This window comes from Shewanella sp. ISTPL2 (assembly GCF_013283205.1).
Lineage (GTDB): Bacteria > Pseudomonadota > Gammaproteobacteria > Enterobacterales > Shewanellaceae > Shewanella > Shewanella oncorhynchi.
In genome coordinates, this window is record NZ_JAAPAV010000001.1 from 609,702 (window position 1) to 626,860 (window position 17,159).

Genomic DNA, 17,159 nt, shown 5'->3' on the forward strand with positions numbered 1-17,159 from the left:
AACAATCAGTAATGCCTATTGTCGATACGCTAGGCTAATTAAAGCTTTTTAGCCGGCACAAGACTGGTATCTTGCCAAATATCATCATCAAGCTGATCCATCAACTCAGGAAATTTACTACGATCGAATTCTGGAGTCTTACCCGCGTTGATCTGTTCGCGATAATCATTGATAACCCGAATTGCCAGACCCGATAATAGTAATAGAGCAACAATGTTTACCGTCGCCATCAACCCCATCGAAACGTCAGCCAAGTTCCACACTAAACTTATCTTAGCGACGGCACCAAACATGACCATGCCAAGCACGCACAAACGGAATAAAGGCAGTGCTTTGGTACTATTTCCCATTAAGTACATCACATTTGTTTCAGCGTATGAGTAATTGGCTATGATGGATGTAAAGCAGAATAAGAAAATAGCCACCGCAATAAATGCGCCACCCCAGTCGCCAACATGTGCAGACATGGCATTAATGGTTAATCGAATCCCATCATCACTCGAGCCAATATCCCCTGATAGCAGGATTATCGCAGCCGTTGCAGTACAGATAACGATAGTATCCGCAAACACACCCATCATCTGCACAAAACCTTGGGATGCTGGATGATTAGGGTTAGGCGATGCACTTGCCGCGACATTCGCCGCACTGCCCATGCCCGCTTCGTTCGAGAAAAGTCCGCGAGCAATACCCGCTTGCATTGCCTGCGCGACAGTATAAGCCACGCCGCCAGCGGCAGCCTCTTGCCAACCAAAAGCACTTTTCACAATTAAGCTAATAATCGCAGGTAATTGTTCGAGGTTGAAAATAACGATAATGAAGGCTACAAGAATGTAGGCTAAGGCCATAATGGGGACAAGAAATTCAGATACTCGCGCGACTTTACGTAGACCACCGACAATCACAAATCCACTGGCAATCACTAGCCCAATCCCTACATAGGTTGGATTAAAACCAAATACTCGCTCCATGGCACCGGTAATAGTGTTAGCTTGTACTGCATTGAATACTAAACCAAAAGCAATAATCAAAAAGACAGCAAATAAAATGCCCATCCATTTCTGACCCAATCCTTTTTCCATATAGTAGGAAGGACCACCGCGGAACTGGCCATTATGATCTCGGACTTTATAAACCTGCGCTAAGGTTGATTCAACCATAGCAGTCGCCATACCTAAAATAGCGATAAGCCACATCCAAAATACTGCACCTGGACCCGCTGCACCAATAGCAACAGCAACACCGGCCATATTACCAGCACCGACACGGGCTGCCATACTCGTACAAAAGACTTGAAATGAAGAAAGACCGCTATCGCAACCTTGCCGACTCATGGTCATAACTTTGATGGAATGTTTAAAGTGGGTTAACTGAATAAAGGCAAGTCTAATGGTGAAATAGAGACCAGCTCCTACTAGTCCATATACTAACAACTTACCCCAAAGTAGCGCATTCAAAAAATTAACTATGGTTTCTAACATATTATTTTACTTCTTCCCGTAGCAAATGCTCCTCTAATTGCAATTAAAGGTACAACATCTGTGGTGAATGAATCCTTCCAAGTTAAAGGTAAGAATTTCGGTAGATTTATTTTTTCAAATTATCCTTCCGTGAATTTACAACATCACGGCTACCGAATTCAACGCAGCAAAATAGCACAGTATTCGAAATTGCTCATGTGATCAAGCTCGCGTTTGCACAGTTAAACGTCATTGATATCACGTCTTACAACACTAGCTAAGCTACTGTTAAAGCTAGATTAACAAAAGGTCTAAGTTGCGCTATTATTTTTAACAGCAAAAACAACTTTTAAAATTTGGATGTAGGGCACATTTTTGTAATAAAACTACAAATATAGTAACCCCATAGAAACTTCAATCATCTCTTGTTTGTTTTAGTGAGGCTTAACATGACACAAATACATGAAATCAATGCTCTGAAAAAGTACGTCAGAGCGACAAACTTTCTTGCGACCTCGCAAATTTACCTCAAACAAAACGTCTTACATAAACGTCCACTTGCCCATACTGATATCAAGCCACGTTTACTTGGCCATTGGGGTACCTGCCCAGGTATTAACTTTGTCTATGCCAACATTAACCGCTTGATAGTGAAGCATAACCGCTCTTTTATCTATTTAGTCGGTCCAGGCCATGGTTTTCCCGCTGTACAAGCAAACTTATTCATTGAAGGCTCTTTAAGTCATTTCTACCCAGAAACTATTCCCTACAATGAAACTGGCATCGAAGATATTTGTAAGAAGTTTTCTGCCGCTTATGGTTATCCTTCACATGCAAACCCTGAAGCACCAGGACAAATTCTTGAAGGTGGCGAATTAGGCTACTCACTCTCAGTAGGCTGGGGGGCAGTATTAGATAATCCAGATCTGATCGCAACCGTCTTAATTGGTGACGGCGAAGCAGAAACGGGACCATTAGCCGCATCTTGGTATGCAAACCGCTTAGTTTCACCAGCGACCAGCGGTGCAGTATTGCCAATTGTGCATATTAACGGCTATAAGATTTCCGGTCCTACCCGCATGGGACGTATGAGCCATGAAGAACTGGATCTTGAATTCCGTGGTCTTGGCTATTTCCCCATCATAGTTGATAACGAATTAGAAGAAGATATCTATGTGCAGATGACAAATGCCATGGATACCGCTTATACCATGATCAATGACATTCAACGTCGAGCACGTAGTGGCGAAGATGTAGTTAAACCAAAATGGCCAGTCATTTTAATGCGTACAGCCAAAGGTTGGACTGGTGTCAGTGAATATAAAGGTAAGAAATTAGAAGGTAACTGCGAATCGCATCAAGTAATCGTCAATAAATGTGCCACTGATAAGGGTCATTTAGATGCGCTGGATAATTGGCTTGCCAGTTACGACTTCCAAGAACTCTACCAAATGAATGAAAAAGGCGAACTGATTTTTGATGCCGACATTTGTTCATTAATCCCACCTAAACAACTTGCCTGTGGCCGTCAACATTTAACCTATGGCGGAGAAGTTGTTAGAGCATTAACCAATCCAGATCTTGAAAAACTCAGCTATGGCCCAGAAGTACCACGTGGTCAACGTGGCTATTCAATGCTAAAAATGGGCGAATGGATGCGCGATGCATTCAAGTTAAACCGCGACCAACGTAATCTACGTATTTTTAGCCCTGACGAAACCTATTCAAATCAACTACAAGCTGTATTTGAAGAAACCGATCGTGCATGGCAGTGGCCAATTGAGAGTTGGGATGAAGATATGTCCCGTGAAGGTCGAGTCATTGAACTGCTTTCTGAAAACTTACTTTTTGGCATGCTACATGGTTACACAGTAACAGGCCGCCACGGCATGCTACCCACCTACGAAGCATTCTCACAAGTTATCTCATCGATGGCCGATCAGTACTGTAAATATGTCTACGCCAGCCAAGGTGTGCATTTCCGTAAGCCACTGCCAGCCTGTAATGTCGTATTATCTTCATTACTTGAGCGCCAAGATCATAATGGCTATTCACATCAAAACCCATCTTTCCTTGGGGCTATGCTGGAGAAACATCCAAAAATAATCTCGGCTTACTTACCCGCAGATGCCAACAGCACATTGGTTTATACAGAGCGAGCCTTCGCTGACCGTGACAAACTCAATATTCTGGTTGCAGGTAAAAAAGAGTTACCACAATGGCTAAGCTTGGAAGAAGCGCGTAAACAAACAAAAGACGGCGTAATGGTGTGGGATTTTGCCTCAGATGAGAATCCCGATATTGTGCTGGCAGGTTGTGGTGATTATGTCACTCAAGAATGTATGGCTTCTCTAGTATTAATCAGAGAACTCCTTCCAAGAGTGAAAATCCGCTTCGTTAGTGTCACTGAATTAAGCAGTGATGGCTTAGGTAGCCGTAAATTTAAAGAAAAACCTTGGTTAATGGACGAAATATTTACTCAAGATAAAGGCGTGGTATTCAACTACCATGGTTACCCAAATACAATCAAAAAGTTAATTTTTGATTACAAAGGCAGCCGTCGCTTCAGAATTAAAGGCTACGAAGAAGAAGGCTCAACAACAACGCCATTTGATATGGGTGTTCGTAACGGTACATCTCGCTATCACCTTGTAATTGATATGGCTTACAAGCTGTTCCAACAGGGCGTTATTGATGAAACTATGCACGTCTCCATTACCACTGATATGCTGCAAAGATTAGTTGACCACCGCAACTATATTAAAGCGAATGGTGTAGACCCAGTAGAAATCGAAAATTGGGTATGGACACGCTAATAGAAACATCTAATTAACATTGGATTGTAATTTAAAGGCATTCTTCGGAGTGCCTTTTTTGCATTAAAAATACCAGTTACAGAATGATAACCCTTAAAAGGTTGATCTTAATACTGGAAAAAGTTAACAAACCAAGTGATAATTAACCGCTGGCTAAAATATCAAAGGATCCCCACACTAAGTGCTAGCAATGTTTTGCACAAAACCAGCAAAGCATATTGGTGGAGAATCATAATCAATGGACGTAAATAAAATGATGAAGAACACATTAAAAGTAGTATTACTGACATCTCTGCTTCCACTCGCAGCCAGCGCATCTCAGGAACTTACACCTTGGTATGTTGGTGCCGGTTTAGGCGTTAATAACTACGAGCACGTTGCCACTCAGAACGGTGAAGACAGTCCATACGCTTGGGATGTTTTCGCAGGCTACATGTTCAACGATTACTTCGGTGCTGAAATCGGCTTCCGTGATTTAGGTAATACAGATTGGACTGAAGCAGGTATCAGTAATGATGTCAGCGTTAAAGGTTCAACATTAGGCTTAGTGGGTATTTGGCCTTTGGCTAACCGTTGGAGCTTATCAGCTGAAGCCGGTGTGATGTACTATAGCCTTGAAAACAGCCAAAACTTCAATAACCAATCCACTTCTTACAGTGATTCCGACTTTGCTCCATACTTGGGTGCAGGTGTTGGCTATAACTTCACTGACAACTTGAAGTTACAAGCTAAATATCGCCGTTATGAAGGCTTAGATGACAATGCTGGTGCCAGTGCCGTAGTTCCAGTCAATGCAGATAGCAACTATTGGGGCTTAGAATTAAGCTACCGCTTCGGTTCTGCTGCTGTTGTAGCTCCAGTTGCCGCAGCAGTAGTTGCTGCAGCACCTGTTGATTCTGACAACGATGGCGTTTACGACGACAAAGATCAATGTCCAGCAACACCAGCAACTCACAAAGTTGACTCTGTTGGCTGTACTATCTATGAAAACGTGAAGAACAAAGAAGACGTAGGTTCAATCCAGTTTGCTAACGATTCTGCTGTAGTTAAAAATGTTTACTACAAAGACATCGAAAGATTAGCTAACTATTTGAACAAAAACCCAGCTTTCACTGTTGAAATCGCAGGTCACGCCTCAAATGTAGGTAAACCAGAATACAACATGGAATTGTCTGACAAACGTGCTGACGCCGTTGCCAAGATTCTTATAGAGAAATATGGTATCAGCGGAAGCCGCGTAACTTCTAACGGTTACGGTGTTACTCAGCCATTGGTTGCTGGTGATTCAAAAGAAGCTCACGCTGCGAACCGTCGCATCGAAGCTATCGTGACTACCACAACAAAACAACCTGTTCTGAAGTAATAGTACTTACTGAAGTAAAAAAGTCGCTGCTTGCAGCGACTTTTTGTTTTTGTGGGGTATACACTAGGACAAGCGACGCCCTCTACTGCAGCCAAGATGATAGCCCGTAGCTCGAGCCATACCTTAATAGACATAAAATTGTCATTTTTGTAATTTTTTTACATTCAAGGTTGGAAAAGTTGGCAAAATCGCTTCTAATAGTCATCAGTGAATTCCGAGTTAAAACTGCTACCTGAGAAGGATGTTTTTCATGGCCAATACATTAGAGCAACTCAAGTTATATACCACTATCGTCGCTGACACAGGCGACATCGAAGCGATTAAACGCTACCAACCTGAAGATGCGACCACTAATCCATCACTCATCTTGAAAGCGGCTCAAATTCCTGAATATGAATCCCTTATAGATAACGCTATCGACTGGGCAAAATCACAAAGTACCGATCTCGTGCAGCAACTTGATGATGCCAGCGACAAACTAGCGGTCAATATCGGCGTAGAAATACTGAAACTCGTTCCAGGCCGTATTTCAACTGAAGTTGATGCCCGTTTATCATTCGATAAAGAAAAATCAATCGCTAAAGCCCATAAATTGGTTCGCCTATATAAAGAAGCGGGTGTAGATAAATCACGCATTCTGATCAAACTCGCTTCAACTTGGGAAGGCATTTGTGCCGCTAAAGAACTAGAGCAAGAAGGCATCAACTGCAACTTAACCCTACTATTTAGCTTTGCTCAAGCGCGTGCGTGTGCCGAAGCGGGTGCTTATCTCATTTCTCCTTTTGTAGGCCGCATACTTGATTGGTACAAAAAAGATACGGGTAAAGATTACAATGCCGTAAATGACCCTGGTGTCATTTCAGTGACTGAAATTTATAACTACTACAAACAACACGGTTTTGACACTGTTGTTATGGGTGCAAGTTTCCGTAATATCGGTGAAATTATTGAGCTAGCAGGTTGCGATCGTCTGACCATTGGCCCTTCTCTATTAGAAGAACTGGCTAATTCGCAAGTTGACATCACACCTAAACTGGTTGCAGCAACGACCACTGTCGCTGCAGAACCCCCATTGACTGAAGCACAATTCCGTTGGGACTTTAACCAAGATCCAATGGCGGTTGATAAGCTTGCCGAAGGCATTCGAAACTTTGCGATAGACCAAGGTAAGCTCGAAGTCATGCTCACGGCTAAGCTCGCGAACTAAGCACTCTGGAGACGGTGAAATGACACTCTTGACCCAAAGCTCAACATGGCAAGCTTTATCAGCACACAGTAAAAATGTTCCGCATATGCGGGAATTGTTTGCAACTGACGCGGCACGTTTCAATAAAATGTCGCTATCAGCCTGTGGTTTATTACTGGATTACTCTAAAAACAGAGCAACAGCGGAAACGCTGGATCTGTTATTTGCGTTGGCAAGCAATAGCCAACTTGAAGCAAAAATCAAAGCGATGTTTGCAGGTGAAATCATTAACACCACAGAGAAGCGCGCCGTACTGCACACAGCGCTTCGCAGTACTGCAGAACAATCGATTATTGCCGAGGGTCAAGACATAGTTCCTGAAGTTCAACAAACTCTAGATAAGATGCAAGGGTTTGTGAGCTCAGTGACGTCAGGTCAATGGAAAGGTTACACAGGTAAAGCGATAACCGATATTGTAAGTATTGGTATTGGCGGCTCTTTCCTAGGCCCCAAAATCGTCTCTCAAGCGTTGCGGCCTTATTGGAACCCCGAATTAAATTGTCACTTTGTGGCAAACGTCGACGGGACTTCTATTAGTGAGAAGCTGAAGTTACTGGATCCTGAAACGACCTTGTTCATCATGTCATCCAAATCTTTCGGGACACAGGAAACCTTAACCAATACCCTCACCGCAAGAGACTGGTTCCTAGCGAAAGGCGGTTTGCAGTCTGATGTGGCAAAACACTTTGTCGCAGTCACTTCAAACGTAGCAAAAGCGACAGATTTTGGTATCGATGCAAACAATATTTTCCCTATGTGGGATTGGGTTGGTGGCCGTTACTCTCTCTGGTCAGCGATTGGCTTGCCCATTGCACTTTTGATCGGTATGGATAACTTCAGGGCTCTACTCACGGGTGCGCATCAGATGGATGAGCACTTCGCCACAGCGCCACTGACTGAGAATATGCCGGTTATCATGGGATTACTCTCCCTATGGTACGGAAACTTCTTTAATGCTCAGTCCCATGTCGTATTAACCTACGATCATTATCTGCGAGGCCTACCCGCTTACTTCCAGCAGCTCGATATGGAAAGTAACGGTAAGTCAGTCACCTTAAATGGTACTGATGTTGACTACAGCACAGGTCCCGTCATTTGGGGGGGCGAAGGCACTAATGGCCAACATGCCTACCACCAGTTATTACATCAAGGTACCGCACTGATCCCTGCCGATTTCATTATGCCGCTGCAAAGCCATAATCCTATCGGTGAGCACCATGACCAATTAGCGTCAAACTGCTTCGGTCAAACCCAGGCCTTAATGCAAGGTCGTACTTTTGATGAAGCTTTAGCCGAACTTGCTAATAGCGCATTATCCACCACAGAGAAGCAGCTGATCGCTCAACATAAAGTCATGCCTGGTAACAAGCCGAGCAACACCTTGCTTATGGATAAGCTCACTCCATGTACCCTAGGCGCTTTAATTGCCTTATATGAACATAGAACCTTCGTTCAAGGTGCTATTTGGGATATCAATTCCTTCGATCAATGGGGTGTAGAACTCGGTAAGAATCTCGGTAACGATGTGTTAGCACGCATTGGCGCAGAGCAAGATTCCGATGCTTTAGATGCCTCAAGCAACGCATTGATTAACCTTTATCGACAAGGCAAAATCTAATCGAACAAAAAGCCAGCAATTGCTGGCTTTTTAATTCTACCCCGTTCTTTTTATTAAATTTTCCTGCTTAACTCCGCTCTACTTCTGCATATAACATCAATGACATATCACTCAAAGTTCATTTCAACTTAACACAAATGAAACATAATTCTTGCACCCTGTTTTAAAAATATGTTATTTAATCGCTGACAAAACATACAACAACAGGAGGTTGCCATGGATCGTTTAGATTATGGTTGTGCGCTAGATGAAGTCGTTGAAAGACCCGATCGTTCGCGAGGCTCCAATAAAAAACGTAAATGGCGTGAGATCGAAGCGTTAAAAGATAAGCATCGTTTGCTCAAAGAACTCCAAGAAATCGATAATAACTTTAACTACGACATTGATGCTATCCAGTTGTAATTACATGTTTATATGAGCTAGTTATCATTTCAAACATGAATAGAAAAGCGCCCTTCGGCGCTTTTTTTATTTACAACTATTGGAACAAACAGAATATAAGCGGGGTATGACCTTACGAGCCGAAGCTTTAAAAAACACATCAAAAAAAACCAGTACGTTACGATAAAAACCAACGTCATCGACACCGATAATACTTTACAAATCCCAACCAACTTTGGCTCACGAGACATCGCCGTCAGAATCAAAAATGTGCTCCTCAGCCGTATAAAAACACCAGCTTAAGCCCACAACATGGGCCCAATAAACTAAAGAGTATTAGTCAGACGCTGTGAGATAAACCCGTAAATCTTCAAATTCTTTCTGCTCTCGATCCAGAAACAAAGGATCATCGATCAGCGATTTCTGACACTCTAACTCAATAACTTGCCAATCTTGCTCAGTTAAACTTTTGGCTAACAAAGGAAATATTTCCCGTTCCTCCATCTGCATATGTCGCTCTTGCAATGCCACATACTCTGCAAAATCAACAATCAGTTTCTCGCGGGCAACCACAATATCACTGAGGATCAAGTTTAAAGTCGCCATCAAGGTGGCCGAGGATTGGATCACCGACTCATGTTCGGCACTCAATTTATCGATAGTATCGTTCGTTTTATGGGCTAGGTAGTAGGCATAAATAATGTCTTCAATGGGATGATGGCAACGTTCAGCATATCCTTGCATATATTCAACAATATCGCGCACGACGCTGAAGTTGATTGACTCACCTTCGGATAGTTTCATTTGCTTGTTTTTTAAAACATTTAGCAATACAGCTATATGTTTATGATCATGCATGAGTCTTTTAAGCATAATGCCTCCTGAATATGGGTCTGACTATTGATACTAGCCAAGTCGTGAACTAACACCAATATAACAGGCTAAAACCTGTTCACTTTATGACGTTGATCAAGTAAATCACATACCAAACAGTAAACAGACCACAAACATTAGCACGTCTCGGCATATTTCAGGGAAATTTAGCTGTTTATCTCACCACTTTGCGATTTCTAATCACTTTTTTATTCGTAAATACCACAACCACATAGTCATTTGGCAAGCTGATGTAATTGCTGTTGTAGCTTTTTAAACTCAAGTCTTAATACTTGCTGCGATTCGATTTGCTGCGCTTCATCGACATCCTTAACTGCAAGATACGGGTAATCCTTGAGAAGTTTTTGTTCAAGCACGAATGCTTGCTCAGTCTCCTTCGCTTCGATGAGGACTTGTAACCGATGTAAATACTCAGTCAATGACACTTGGTTGATTTCAGCAGGCTCAGATAATTTTGGTGCATTCATAGACCTTGCAGCGATAGCGGGGCTAATTGCATCCTGCTGCTCAGTTGCTCCCAATGCGGCTTTAGCTTGCTGCATTTCCGTCTGTCTTTTATGTTCAGCCACGGCTTCTGTTTGCATGTTTAAAGATTGCATCACTTCAGTTTCAGCCATTCTTGCCATCGTTTGTGGCGCAGGGGCACTCATCACCATAGGACTTGGAGCAAGTGCATCTTCAACTTGAGGTCGATTCAGCACCAGCAGACCAACAATAAGCACTAACGATGCCGTGCTCGATAACGCCCAAGGATGGCGTCGCCAGACGGAACTTGGCGCTTCAACGGCGGTTATTTTGCTTTGATGCATTTCAGCTAAGTGAGTTTGCGCCAGCTGTAAGATATCTTGATCGAGTTGCCGCGGTGGAACCTCTAAGGCCTGCTGGCGATACCAAGCCAGCACTTCCTGTTGTAATGCGCGCTCATCAGCACTTGAAGAAGAATTACTCATGACCCGCCTCCTGCCATTTCGCGCTGACACAATCTTTTAGGCTTTGGTAAGCATAACGAATACGGCTTTTAGTCGCTTCTAAGGTCACGCCCGCAATGTCGCTAATGATGGCAGCCGTAAAACCCATTTCAATATTCAGGATAAATGCCTCTTTCTGAACTTGGGGTAACAGTGCGATACAGGTCTTTAGCAATAAGCTCTTTTGCGCTTCTTGCCACTGCACATCGGGTTTATCTTGCTCACCCGCCACAAAAGTATCGAGTCCTACATCATCTTCATCAGTAGCGACTAAATCCACGGGCTTAACCGCCCGCACATGATCAATCAATAAGTTATGAGCGATACGATACAACCAGGTAGTAAACTTAGCACTGGCTTCGTAGTTAGCCGCAGCGCGGATCACCCGCCCCCAGGTTTCTTGATACAAATCTTCAGCTAACTGCTTCTCACCTAACTGGCGTACAAAATAGCGATAGAGTGCACCTTTGTGCTTCAGGTATAACTGTTCAAATGCTTTTGAATCGCCCTTGGCATAGCACAACATCAATTGCTCATCTGAGTGCTCATGGTTTGATAATTGCGCTATTGCTAATGCCACGGGAAATTCCTCATCATTGGGGTTAGCCCCACGAATTTACTTTTACTATTGTAATCTCTCATTGCGCGTATTGCTCTTGTCTCTCACTGGCTCGCCATGAAGCTTATCTTGGGGAGGAAAAGGTTTATCCGTACCATCGAATACCTTCTTAATCGGCACATGATTAGATTGCTCTATGGCCGCGGCGGTTTCCATTAATTGCACAAACTCATGGCGATATCCAAAGGGATCGTCCCCTAATGCCGAACGTGCTAACTGGCTTAACTTAGTATAATCAAATTGATGTAGATAATGGCTGCCATTCAGTAATTGCCCTAATCCTGCAACCGCTGCTGCAAATCTAAAATCATCACTCGCTTGTTCTAAAAGCTTAACATTTTGGTCTAACCTGATGGGATAACTCAGTAACTGGCTCTGTGTTTGCTCTGGCAGCTTATATCTCAGTTTAAGGAAAGCGATTTCTTCACGGCTGTATTTTTCTTGCCCCGTTTGAGCATCAACGCCATATCTGAGTTTATCATTCGCCATCTGCCCTGCTTCAACATATCTTAATTCATATAAGGCAGTCACTGTATGACCCGCGCCAATTTCACCCGCATCCACCTTATCGTTGTTGAAATCCTCCCGTGCTAAAGCACGATTCTCATAACCGATTAGACGATACTCAGACACTAAGGCCGGATTAAACTCCACTTGCACTTTGACGTCTTTAGCAATAGTGAACAAGCTTGAACTTAACTCGTCCACCAGCACTTTTCGAGCTTCATTCAGGGTATCGATATAGGCATAGTTGCCATTGCCCTTATCCGCTAATTGCTCCATGAGTTGATCGTTGTAATTCCCCAAACCAAACCCTAAGGTTGTCAGGCCAATACCATGATCTTTTTCCTTCTCAATCAAGGCAATCAAATCATCAAAATCTGTCATACCAACGTTGAAATCACCATCCGTCGCGAGGATGACTCGATTAATACCATGGGGGATGAAATGCTTTTTCGCCAATTGATAAGCTTGTGTGATTCCTTGCCCACCATTGGTTGAACCACCTGCGCTCAATTGCTCTAACGCATAGGTTAAAGTTTGAGTGTCATTACCCGACGCGCCATCGAGCACTACACCAGCAGCCCCTGCATAAACCACAATAGAGACTTTATCCTGCGCGCTTAATTGCGCCGTCAGCAACTTGAGTGCTGTTTGCAGTAAAGGCAATTTATCTGCAGATGCCATAGAACCTGACACATCGAGCAAAAAGACTAAGTTACTAGCACCTAACTGAGATTTAGGTAAGTCATACCCTTTAAGACCAATCCGTAACAGCATCATGTCATCGCTATAAGGGGATGGCGCAAGCTCTGTCGTAACACTAAACGGCGCGGCATTTTTAGCAGGTAAGGGATAATCGTAGGCAAAATAATTAAGCATTTCCTCGACTCTGACTGTACCTTTCTCGGGCAAGCGCCCTTCCCTCAGCATTCGTCTTAAGGTGGCATAACTGCCAGTATCGACATCGATGGAAAAAGTCGATACTGGGATTTCTCCAGCCACCATGATGCCATTTTGTACCAGCGGCTCGAATTTATTTTGTGCTAACGGAATCGCGGCATAGTCTGACGGCATTGGGGCTATGTTCATTCCCATCACTGCACCATGGGTAGACATTTGCATCGGCGCCGCGACTCTGGCCATCTCAATCTGAGTAGCATCACGCATTTCAGCACGGCGCAGTGACACTTCTTTATGACTCTGTTCGGCTTGCAGCTCCGCTTGTCGTTGTTGAGCCTCAGAGCCTTTACCGCCACAGGCCGTTAAACTCAGCATGACTAAGAATAAAGCTGCGCTATTGCTCGCCGATATGCTGACGCTTCCCCAAGATAATAAGGAATGTGCAATGGTTTTCTGGGAGTATATTGTTTTCATGTTGAATGCCTTTGATGTTGACCTAAGGCTGTAAACGGCGCAGATGACTAAAAGGGTTAAAGTATCAAAATATTTTACAAACCATTCTTAAATGAGAATCAAACAGCCTCCAAGCACACTATTTATACAAAACAAAGTATTTTCAATCGTTTTTGCAATCAAGCTCACACTGCGTCTTGTATCAGGTCACTAAAATAGAAGCTTGTTACTCGCCTCGCTATGGGACCCACTCGTGTCACACTCAGCTCATTTGTTTTCCCTAAGAATCGCCCACGCACTCACAGAAGCTTGCGTGAAGGATAAGTATTCGTTTAAACGTTTTGGGCAAGATCTTCTTGCAGGTCTCACTGTCGGCATTATTGCCATACCGTTAGCAATGGCATTAGCCATTGCCAGTGGAGTTGCACCTCAATACGGTTTATACACTGCGATTGTCGGCGGTTTTATTATCGCCATATCTGGCGGCTCACGTTATAGCGTGTCAGGCCCGACAGCGGCATTCGTAGTATTGCTCTATCCGATAGCCCAACAGTTTGGTTTAGCAGGATTATTAATCGCGACTGTGATGTCCGGAATGATACTCGTCGGCATGGCAATGCTGCGACTTGGCCGATTAATTTTGTATATCCCTGAATCCGTCACCTTAGGCTTTACCGCGGGGATAGGTGTCGTCATCGCTACCTTGCAGCTCAAAGATTTTTTCGGACTCGAGATAGCCCAGATGCCAGAGCAATATCTGGCTAAGTTGATGACATTAGCTCAAGCGCTACCCTCGGTGCATTTACCTAGCCTACTGGTAGCATCCGCGACCTTAGCGACTATGCTACTTTGGCCAAAACTCAAAACACCCGTGCCAGCACACCTTCCGGCAATCATACTCGGCACTATGTTCGCCTTGGTTCTCAATGCCATGGGTGCAGATATAGAAACCATAGGAACCCGTTTTCACTATCAACTGAGTGATGGCACCACAGGCATGGGAATTCCTGCCGTATTACCCAGTTTCGAATGGCCTTGGCTGCAAGCTGGCGCGAATGGCCAAGCGTTTCAGTTTAATCTCGCGACCTTTCAAGCCTTATTACCTGCCGCCTTTGCCATTGCCATGTTAGGCGCAATTGAATCGCTACTTTGTGCAGTGGTGCTCGATGGCATGACAGGTAAACGCCACAGTGCCAACAGTGAATTACTAGGGCAAGGTATAGGTAATATCATCACGCCGTTTTTTGGTGGTATTCCGGCCACTGCAGCAATTGCCCGTAGCGCGGCAAACGTCAAAGCGGGCGCTCAGAGCCCGATAGCGGCCATGATCCACGCCATAGTAGTCTTAATTGGTTTAGTCGCCTTAGCGGGCGTATTAGCTTATTTGCCCATGTCAGCCATGGCAGCCCTGCTACTTGTTGTGGCTTGGAACATGAGTGAAGCCCACAAAGCGCTGCATTTAATTAAAACTGCGCCCACCAGCGATATCATGGTTTTTGTCAGTTGTTTTTCATTAACGGTTATTTTCGACATGGTGATCGCCATCAGTGTAGGAATTATCCTTGCTGCCTTGCTGTTTATGAAAGAAATTGCTGAGATGACAAAGCTTTACGATATCAGCACCAACAAGCGTTATGTGGATCAAGAGCTACCTGCCGATTGGGCTGTCCTTAAAATTAACGGGCCGCTATTCTTCGCTGCTGCTGACCGCATTTTCTCCGAAATCGCGAGTCTCACTGAAGATAAACAAGTGATAGTGCTTTATCTCGATGGAGTATCTATTCTGGATGCGGGAGGATTAGCCGCACTGACGAAGCTGATTGAAAAATGCAAAGCGAATAAAACTAAGCTCATTATCGCCGATCTGCAGTTCCAGCCCATCCGAACGCTGGCGAGAGCGAAGATCCAGCCAATTGAAGGTGTGTTGAAGTTTTACTCAACCCTACGTGAGGCAATGACAGAAGCGCCAGTCATCACTCAGCAAACAGAAATCACTGCGGATAAGCAGACACAGTAAACCAGTAGCACGATCTCAGGGCTTAATGCTGCTGACTTATCTCAAAGGCCAATCTCAGGATTGGTCTTTTTTATAGCTCAATTCCCCAAGCCATTCATCACAGCAAAAGACGTTTTTTCGCTCGCAAAAACGGGCAGAAATGACGAGGATCATGGTATTATTCAGCGCCATGATGCTTGCCACCGGTGACGGCTAGACAAGCATCAACTGTACCTAGACCTGAAACAAGGTCAAAATATAATTAAAATTAGTGAGTTAAGGAGTTATCATGCAAGCCCTTGTTGCTGTTGTTATGGGTTCTAAAAGTGATTGGCCCACGATGGAAGCCGCCGCTGAGATAATGGATAAACTGCAAGTGCCTTATCATGTTGAAGTGGTTTCCGCCCATAGAACGCCAGATAAACTCATGGAGTTTGCAGCCTCTGCCGCCGAACGTGGTTTTAAAATCATCATTGGTGGCGCCGGTGGTGCAGCGCACTTACCCGGTATGATTGCCTCTAAAACTCGCTTACCCGTATTAGGTGTACCAGTCCAAAGTAAAGCCCTGTCAGGTATGGATAGCTTATTGTCTATCGTTCAAATGCCAAAAGGTATCGCCGTCGGCACCTTAGCCATAGGCACAGCGGGCGCATTCAATGCGGGATTATTGGCCTGCCAAATCCTTGCAAATAACGATGCTGAATTAGCGGCTCGTGTTGACGCTTTCAGAGAAGAACAGACCCGTGCGGTACTGGACAATCCAGACCCGAGGGAAGTCTAATGACCCAGACAAACACTAAACCTAAGGTTTGGGTATTAGGTAATGGTCAGCTGGGCGCCATGTTGACCCACGCTGGTGAGCCATTAGCGATTGAAGTTAACGCCGTCGATATCATGACACCTACGGATGACATTCTGCCACTCGCGCCCCACGACATTATTACCGCCGAGCGCGAACAGTGGCCAGAGTCCGCGCTGAGTTTACAACTCAGCTCACACCCCCATTTTGTTAATGGTCCGGTATTTAGCCGTTTAGCCGACCGTTTTAGCCAAAAAAGTCTACTCGACCAGCTCAGTGTTCCCACAGCGCCTTGGACCTTAGTCGACGATAACACCCAAGTCGATACCCTGTATCAGCACTATGGTCCTAGAGTCTTGATGAAACGCCGTACTGGGGGTTATGACGGTAAAGGTCAACATTGGCTAAAAGAAGCCGAAGCGGGTGATATTCCAAACGATTGGCGTAACCTTGCGATTGCTGAGCAAGCGATTAATTTTGATGAAGAAGTATCATTGGTTGGCGTGCGTACTCGCGAAGGCGAATGCGTGTTTTATCCGCTGACGCTGAACTTACATCAGGACGGCATTTTAATGGCGTCGATTTCGCCACTGGCACGCTTAAGCCCTTTGCAAGCCCAAGCCGAAACTATGCTCAGCGCTATTATGCACGAACTTGAATACGTTGGCGTAATGGCGATGGAATGCTTCCGTGTTGGCAATGAGTTACTGGTGAATGAGCTGGCACCGCGAGTGCACAACTCTGGCCATTGGACTCAAGCCGGAACCCATATGGATCAATTCCAGCTGCATTTACGTGCACTTTGCGGAATTGCGATCCCACAGCCACAAGTGAATTTTCAGTGTGTTATGGTCAACCTTATCGGTATCGATAATGACCCTCGCTGGTTAAGTTTGCCCAATGCTGAGTTGTACTGGTACAACAAAGAAGTTCGCCCAGGCCGTAAAGTCGGACATTTAAACCTATCAGTGCCCAACCAAACTGTGCTCAACCAGAGCATAGCCGCACTGCAAACTTGGATGCCAATCCAATACCAAGCACCATTAGCTTGGATATTGGCCGAATACGCAGAACATTCGCGTTAATTCAGTATTTAGTACCAAAATCACTGATATGAAATTGTCCACAGTTTCATATCAGTT

Annotated in this window: 13 protein-coding genes and 1 pseudogene; 9 read left to right on the forward strand and 5 right to left on the reverse strand. The window is 44.4% G+C overall.

Annotated features, from left to right (window positions below; all coding sequences use genetic code 11):
• Positions 1–38 precede the first annotated feature (38 nt).
• Positions 39–1,481: a sodium:alanine symporter family protein gene (locus tag HUB64_RS02685; protein ID WP_113941318.1), complete on the reverse strand. Its 1,443-nt coding sequence runs from the start codon at positions 1,479–1,481 to the stop codon at positions 39–41.
• 428 nt (positions 1,482–1,909) lie between these two features.
• Here HUB64_RS02685 and HUB64_RS02690 point away from each other — a divergent pair, with 428 nt between their 5' ends.
• From HUB64_RS02690 to HUB64_RS23355, 6 genes and pseudogenes are all read left to right on the forward strand, one after another.
• Positions 1,910–4,276, forward strand: a complete 2,367-nt coding sequence (locus HUB64_RS02690; RefSeq protein WP_105249944.1) for a phosphoketolase family protein — start codon at positions 1,910–1,912, stop codon at positions 4,274–4,276.
• Positions 4,277–4,514: 238 nt separating this feature from the next.
• Complete coding sequence (locus HUB64_RS02695; protein ID WP_173246269.1) at positions 4,515–5,639, forward strand: OmpA family protein; 1,125 nt, start codon at positions 4,515–4,517, stop codon at positions 5,637–5,639.
• 250 nt (positions 5,640–5,889) lie between these two features.
• Positions 5,890–6,846: a transaldolase gene (tal, locus tag HUB64_RS02700; protein ID WP_028760931.1), complete on the forward strand. Its 957-nt coding sequence runs from the start codon at positions 5,890–5,892 to the stop codon at positions 6,844–6,846.
• 19 nt (positions 6,847–6,865) lie between these two features.
• A complete protein-coding gene (pgi, locus tag HUB64_RS02705) occupies positions 6,866–8,503 on the forward strand; it encodes a glucose-6-phosphate isomerase (protein ID WP_173246272.1) in 1,638 nt (545 codons plus the stop codon).
• 216 nt (positions 8,504–8,719) lie between these two features.
• Positions 8,720–8,884, forward strand: a pseudogene (locus tag HUB64_RS02710) (DUF3545 family protein); the annotation flags it as partial.
• Positions 8,868–8,921 carry a hypothetical protein gene (locus tag HUB64_RS23355; protein ID WP_367870067.1) on the forward strand — a complete coding sequence of 18 codons (54 nt, stop codon included), beginning with the start codon at positions 8,868–8,870 and terminating at the stop codon, positions 8,919–8,921. The pseudogene HUB64_RS02710 and the gene HUB64_RS23355, both read left to right, overlap by 17 nt.
• Before the next feature lie 299 nt (positions 8,922–9,220).
• On the opposite strand, the gene HUB64_RS02715 is transcribed toward HUB64_RS23355, so the two are convergent.
• From HUB64_RS02715 to HUB64_RS02730, 4 genes are all read right to left on the reverse strand, one after another.
• Positions 9,221–9,757, reverse strand: a complete 537-nt coding sequence (locus tag HUB64_RS02715) for a hemerythrin domain-containing protein (RefSeq protein WP_105249947.1) — start codon at positions 9,755–9,757, stop codon at positions 9,221–9,223.
• Between the two features lie 236 nt (positions 9,758–9,993).
• On the reverse strand, positions 9,994–10,728 hold the full coding sequence (locus HUB64_RS02720; protein ID WP_173496300.1) for a hypothetical protein: 735 nt from the start codon (positions 10,726–10,728) through the stop codon (positions 9,994–9,996).
• The gene (locus HUB64_RS02725; RefSeq protein ID WP_173496301.1) at positions 10,721–11,326 is read right to left on the reverse strand and encodes a sigma-70 family RNA polymerase sigma factor; all 606 of its coding nucleotides are present in this window, start codon (positions 11,324–11,326) and stop codon (positions 10,721–10,723) included. Before HUB64_RS02725 ends, HUB64_RS02720 begins: the two co-directional genes overlap by 8 nt.
• A 45-nt stretch (positions 11,327–11,371) precedes the next feature.
• Positions 11,372–13,243, reverse strand: a complete 1,872-nt coding sequence (locus HUB64_RS02730; RefSeq protein ID WP_173496302.1) for a VWA domain-containing protein — start codon at positions 13,241–13,243, stop codon at positions 11,372–11,374.
• Between the two features lie 232 nt (positions 13,244–13,475).
• Between HUB64_RS02730 and dauA the strand changes: the two genes are divergently transcribed.
• From dauA to purK, 3 genes are all read left to right on the forward strand, one after another.
• Entirely contained in the window at positions 13,476–15,239 is a 1,764-nt protein-coding gene (dauA, locus tag HUB64_RS02735) for a C4-dicarboxylic acid transporter DauA (RefSeq protein ID WP_173496303.1), read from the forward strand.
• A gap of 268 nt (positions 15,240–15,507) precedes the next feature.
• Positions 15,508–15,999: a 5-(carboxyamino)imidazole ribonucleotide mutase gene (gene purE, locus HUB64_RS02740; RefSeq protein WP_028760937.1), complete on the forward strand. Its 492-nt coding sequence runs from the start codon at positions 15,508–15,510 to the stop codon at positions 15,997–15,999.
• The gene (gene purK / locus HUB64_RS02745; RefSeq protein WP_173496304.1) at positions 15,999–17,102 is read left to right on the forward strand and encodes a 5-(carboxyamino)imidazole ribonucleotide synthase; all 1,104 of its coding nucleotides are present in this window, start codon (positions 15,999–16,001) and stop codon (positions 17,100–17,102) included. Before purE ends, purK begins: the two co-directional genes overlap by 1 nt.
• The last annotated feature ends 57 nt before the right edge of the window (positions 17,103–17,159 follow it).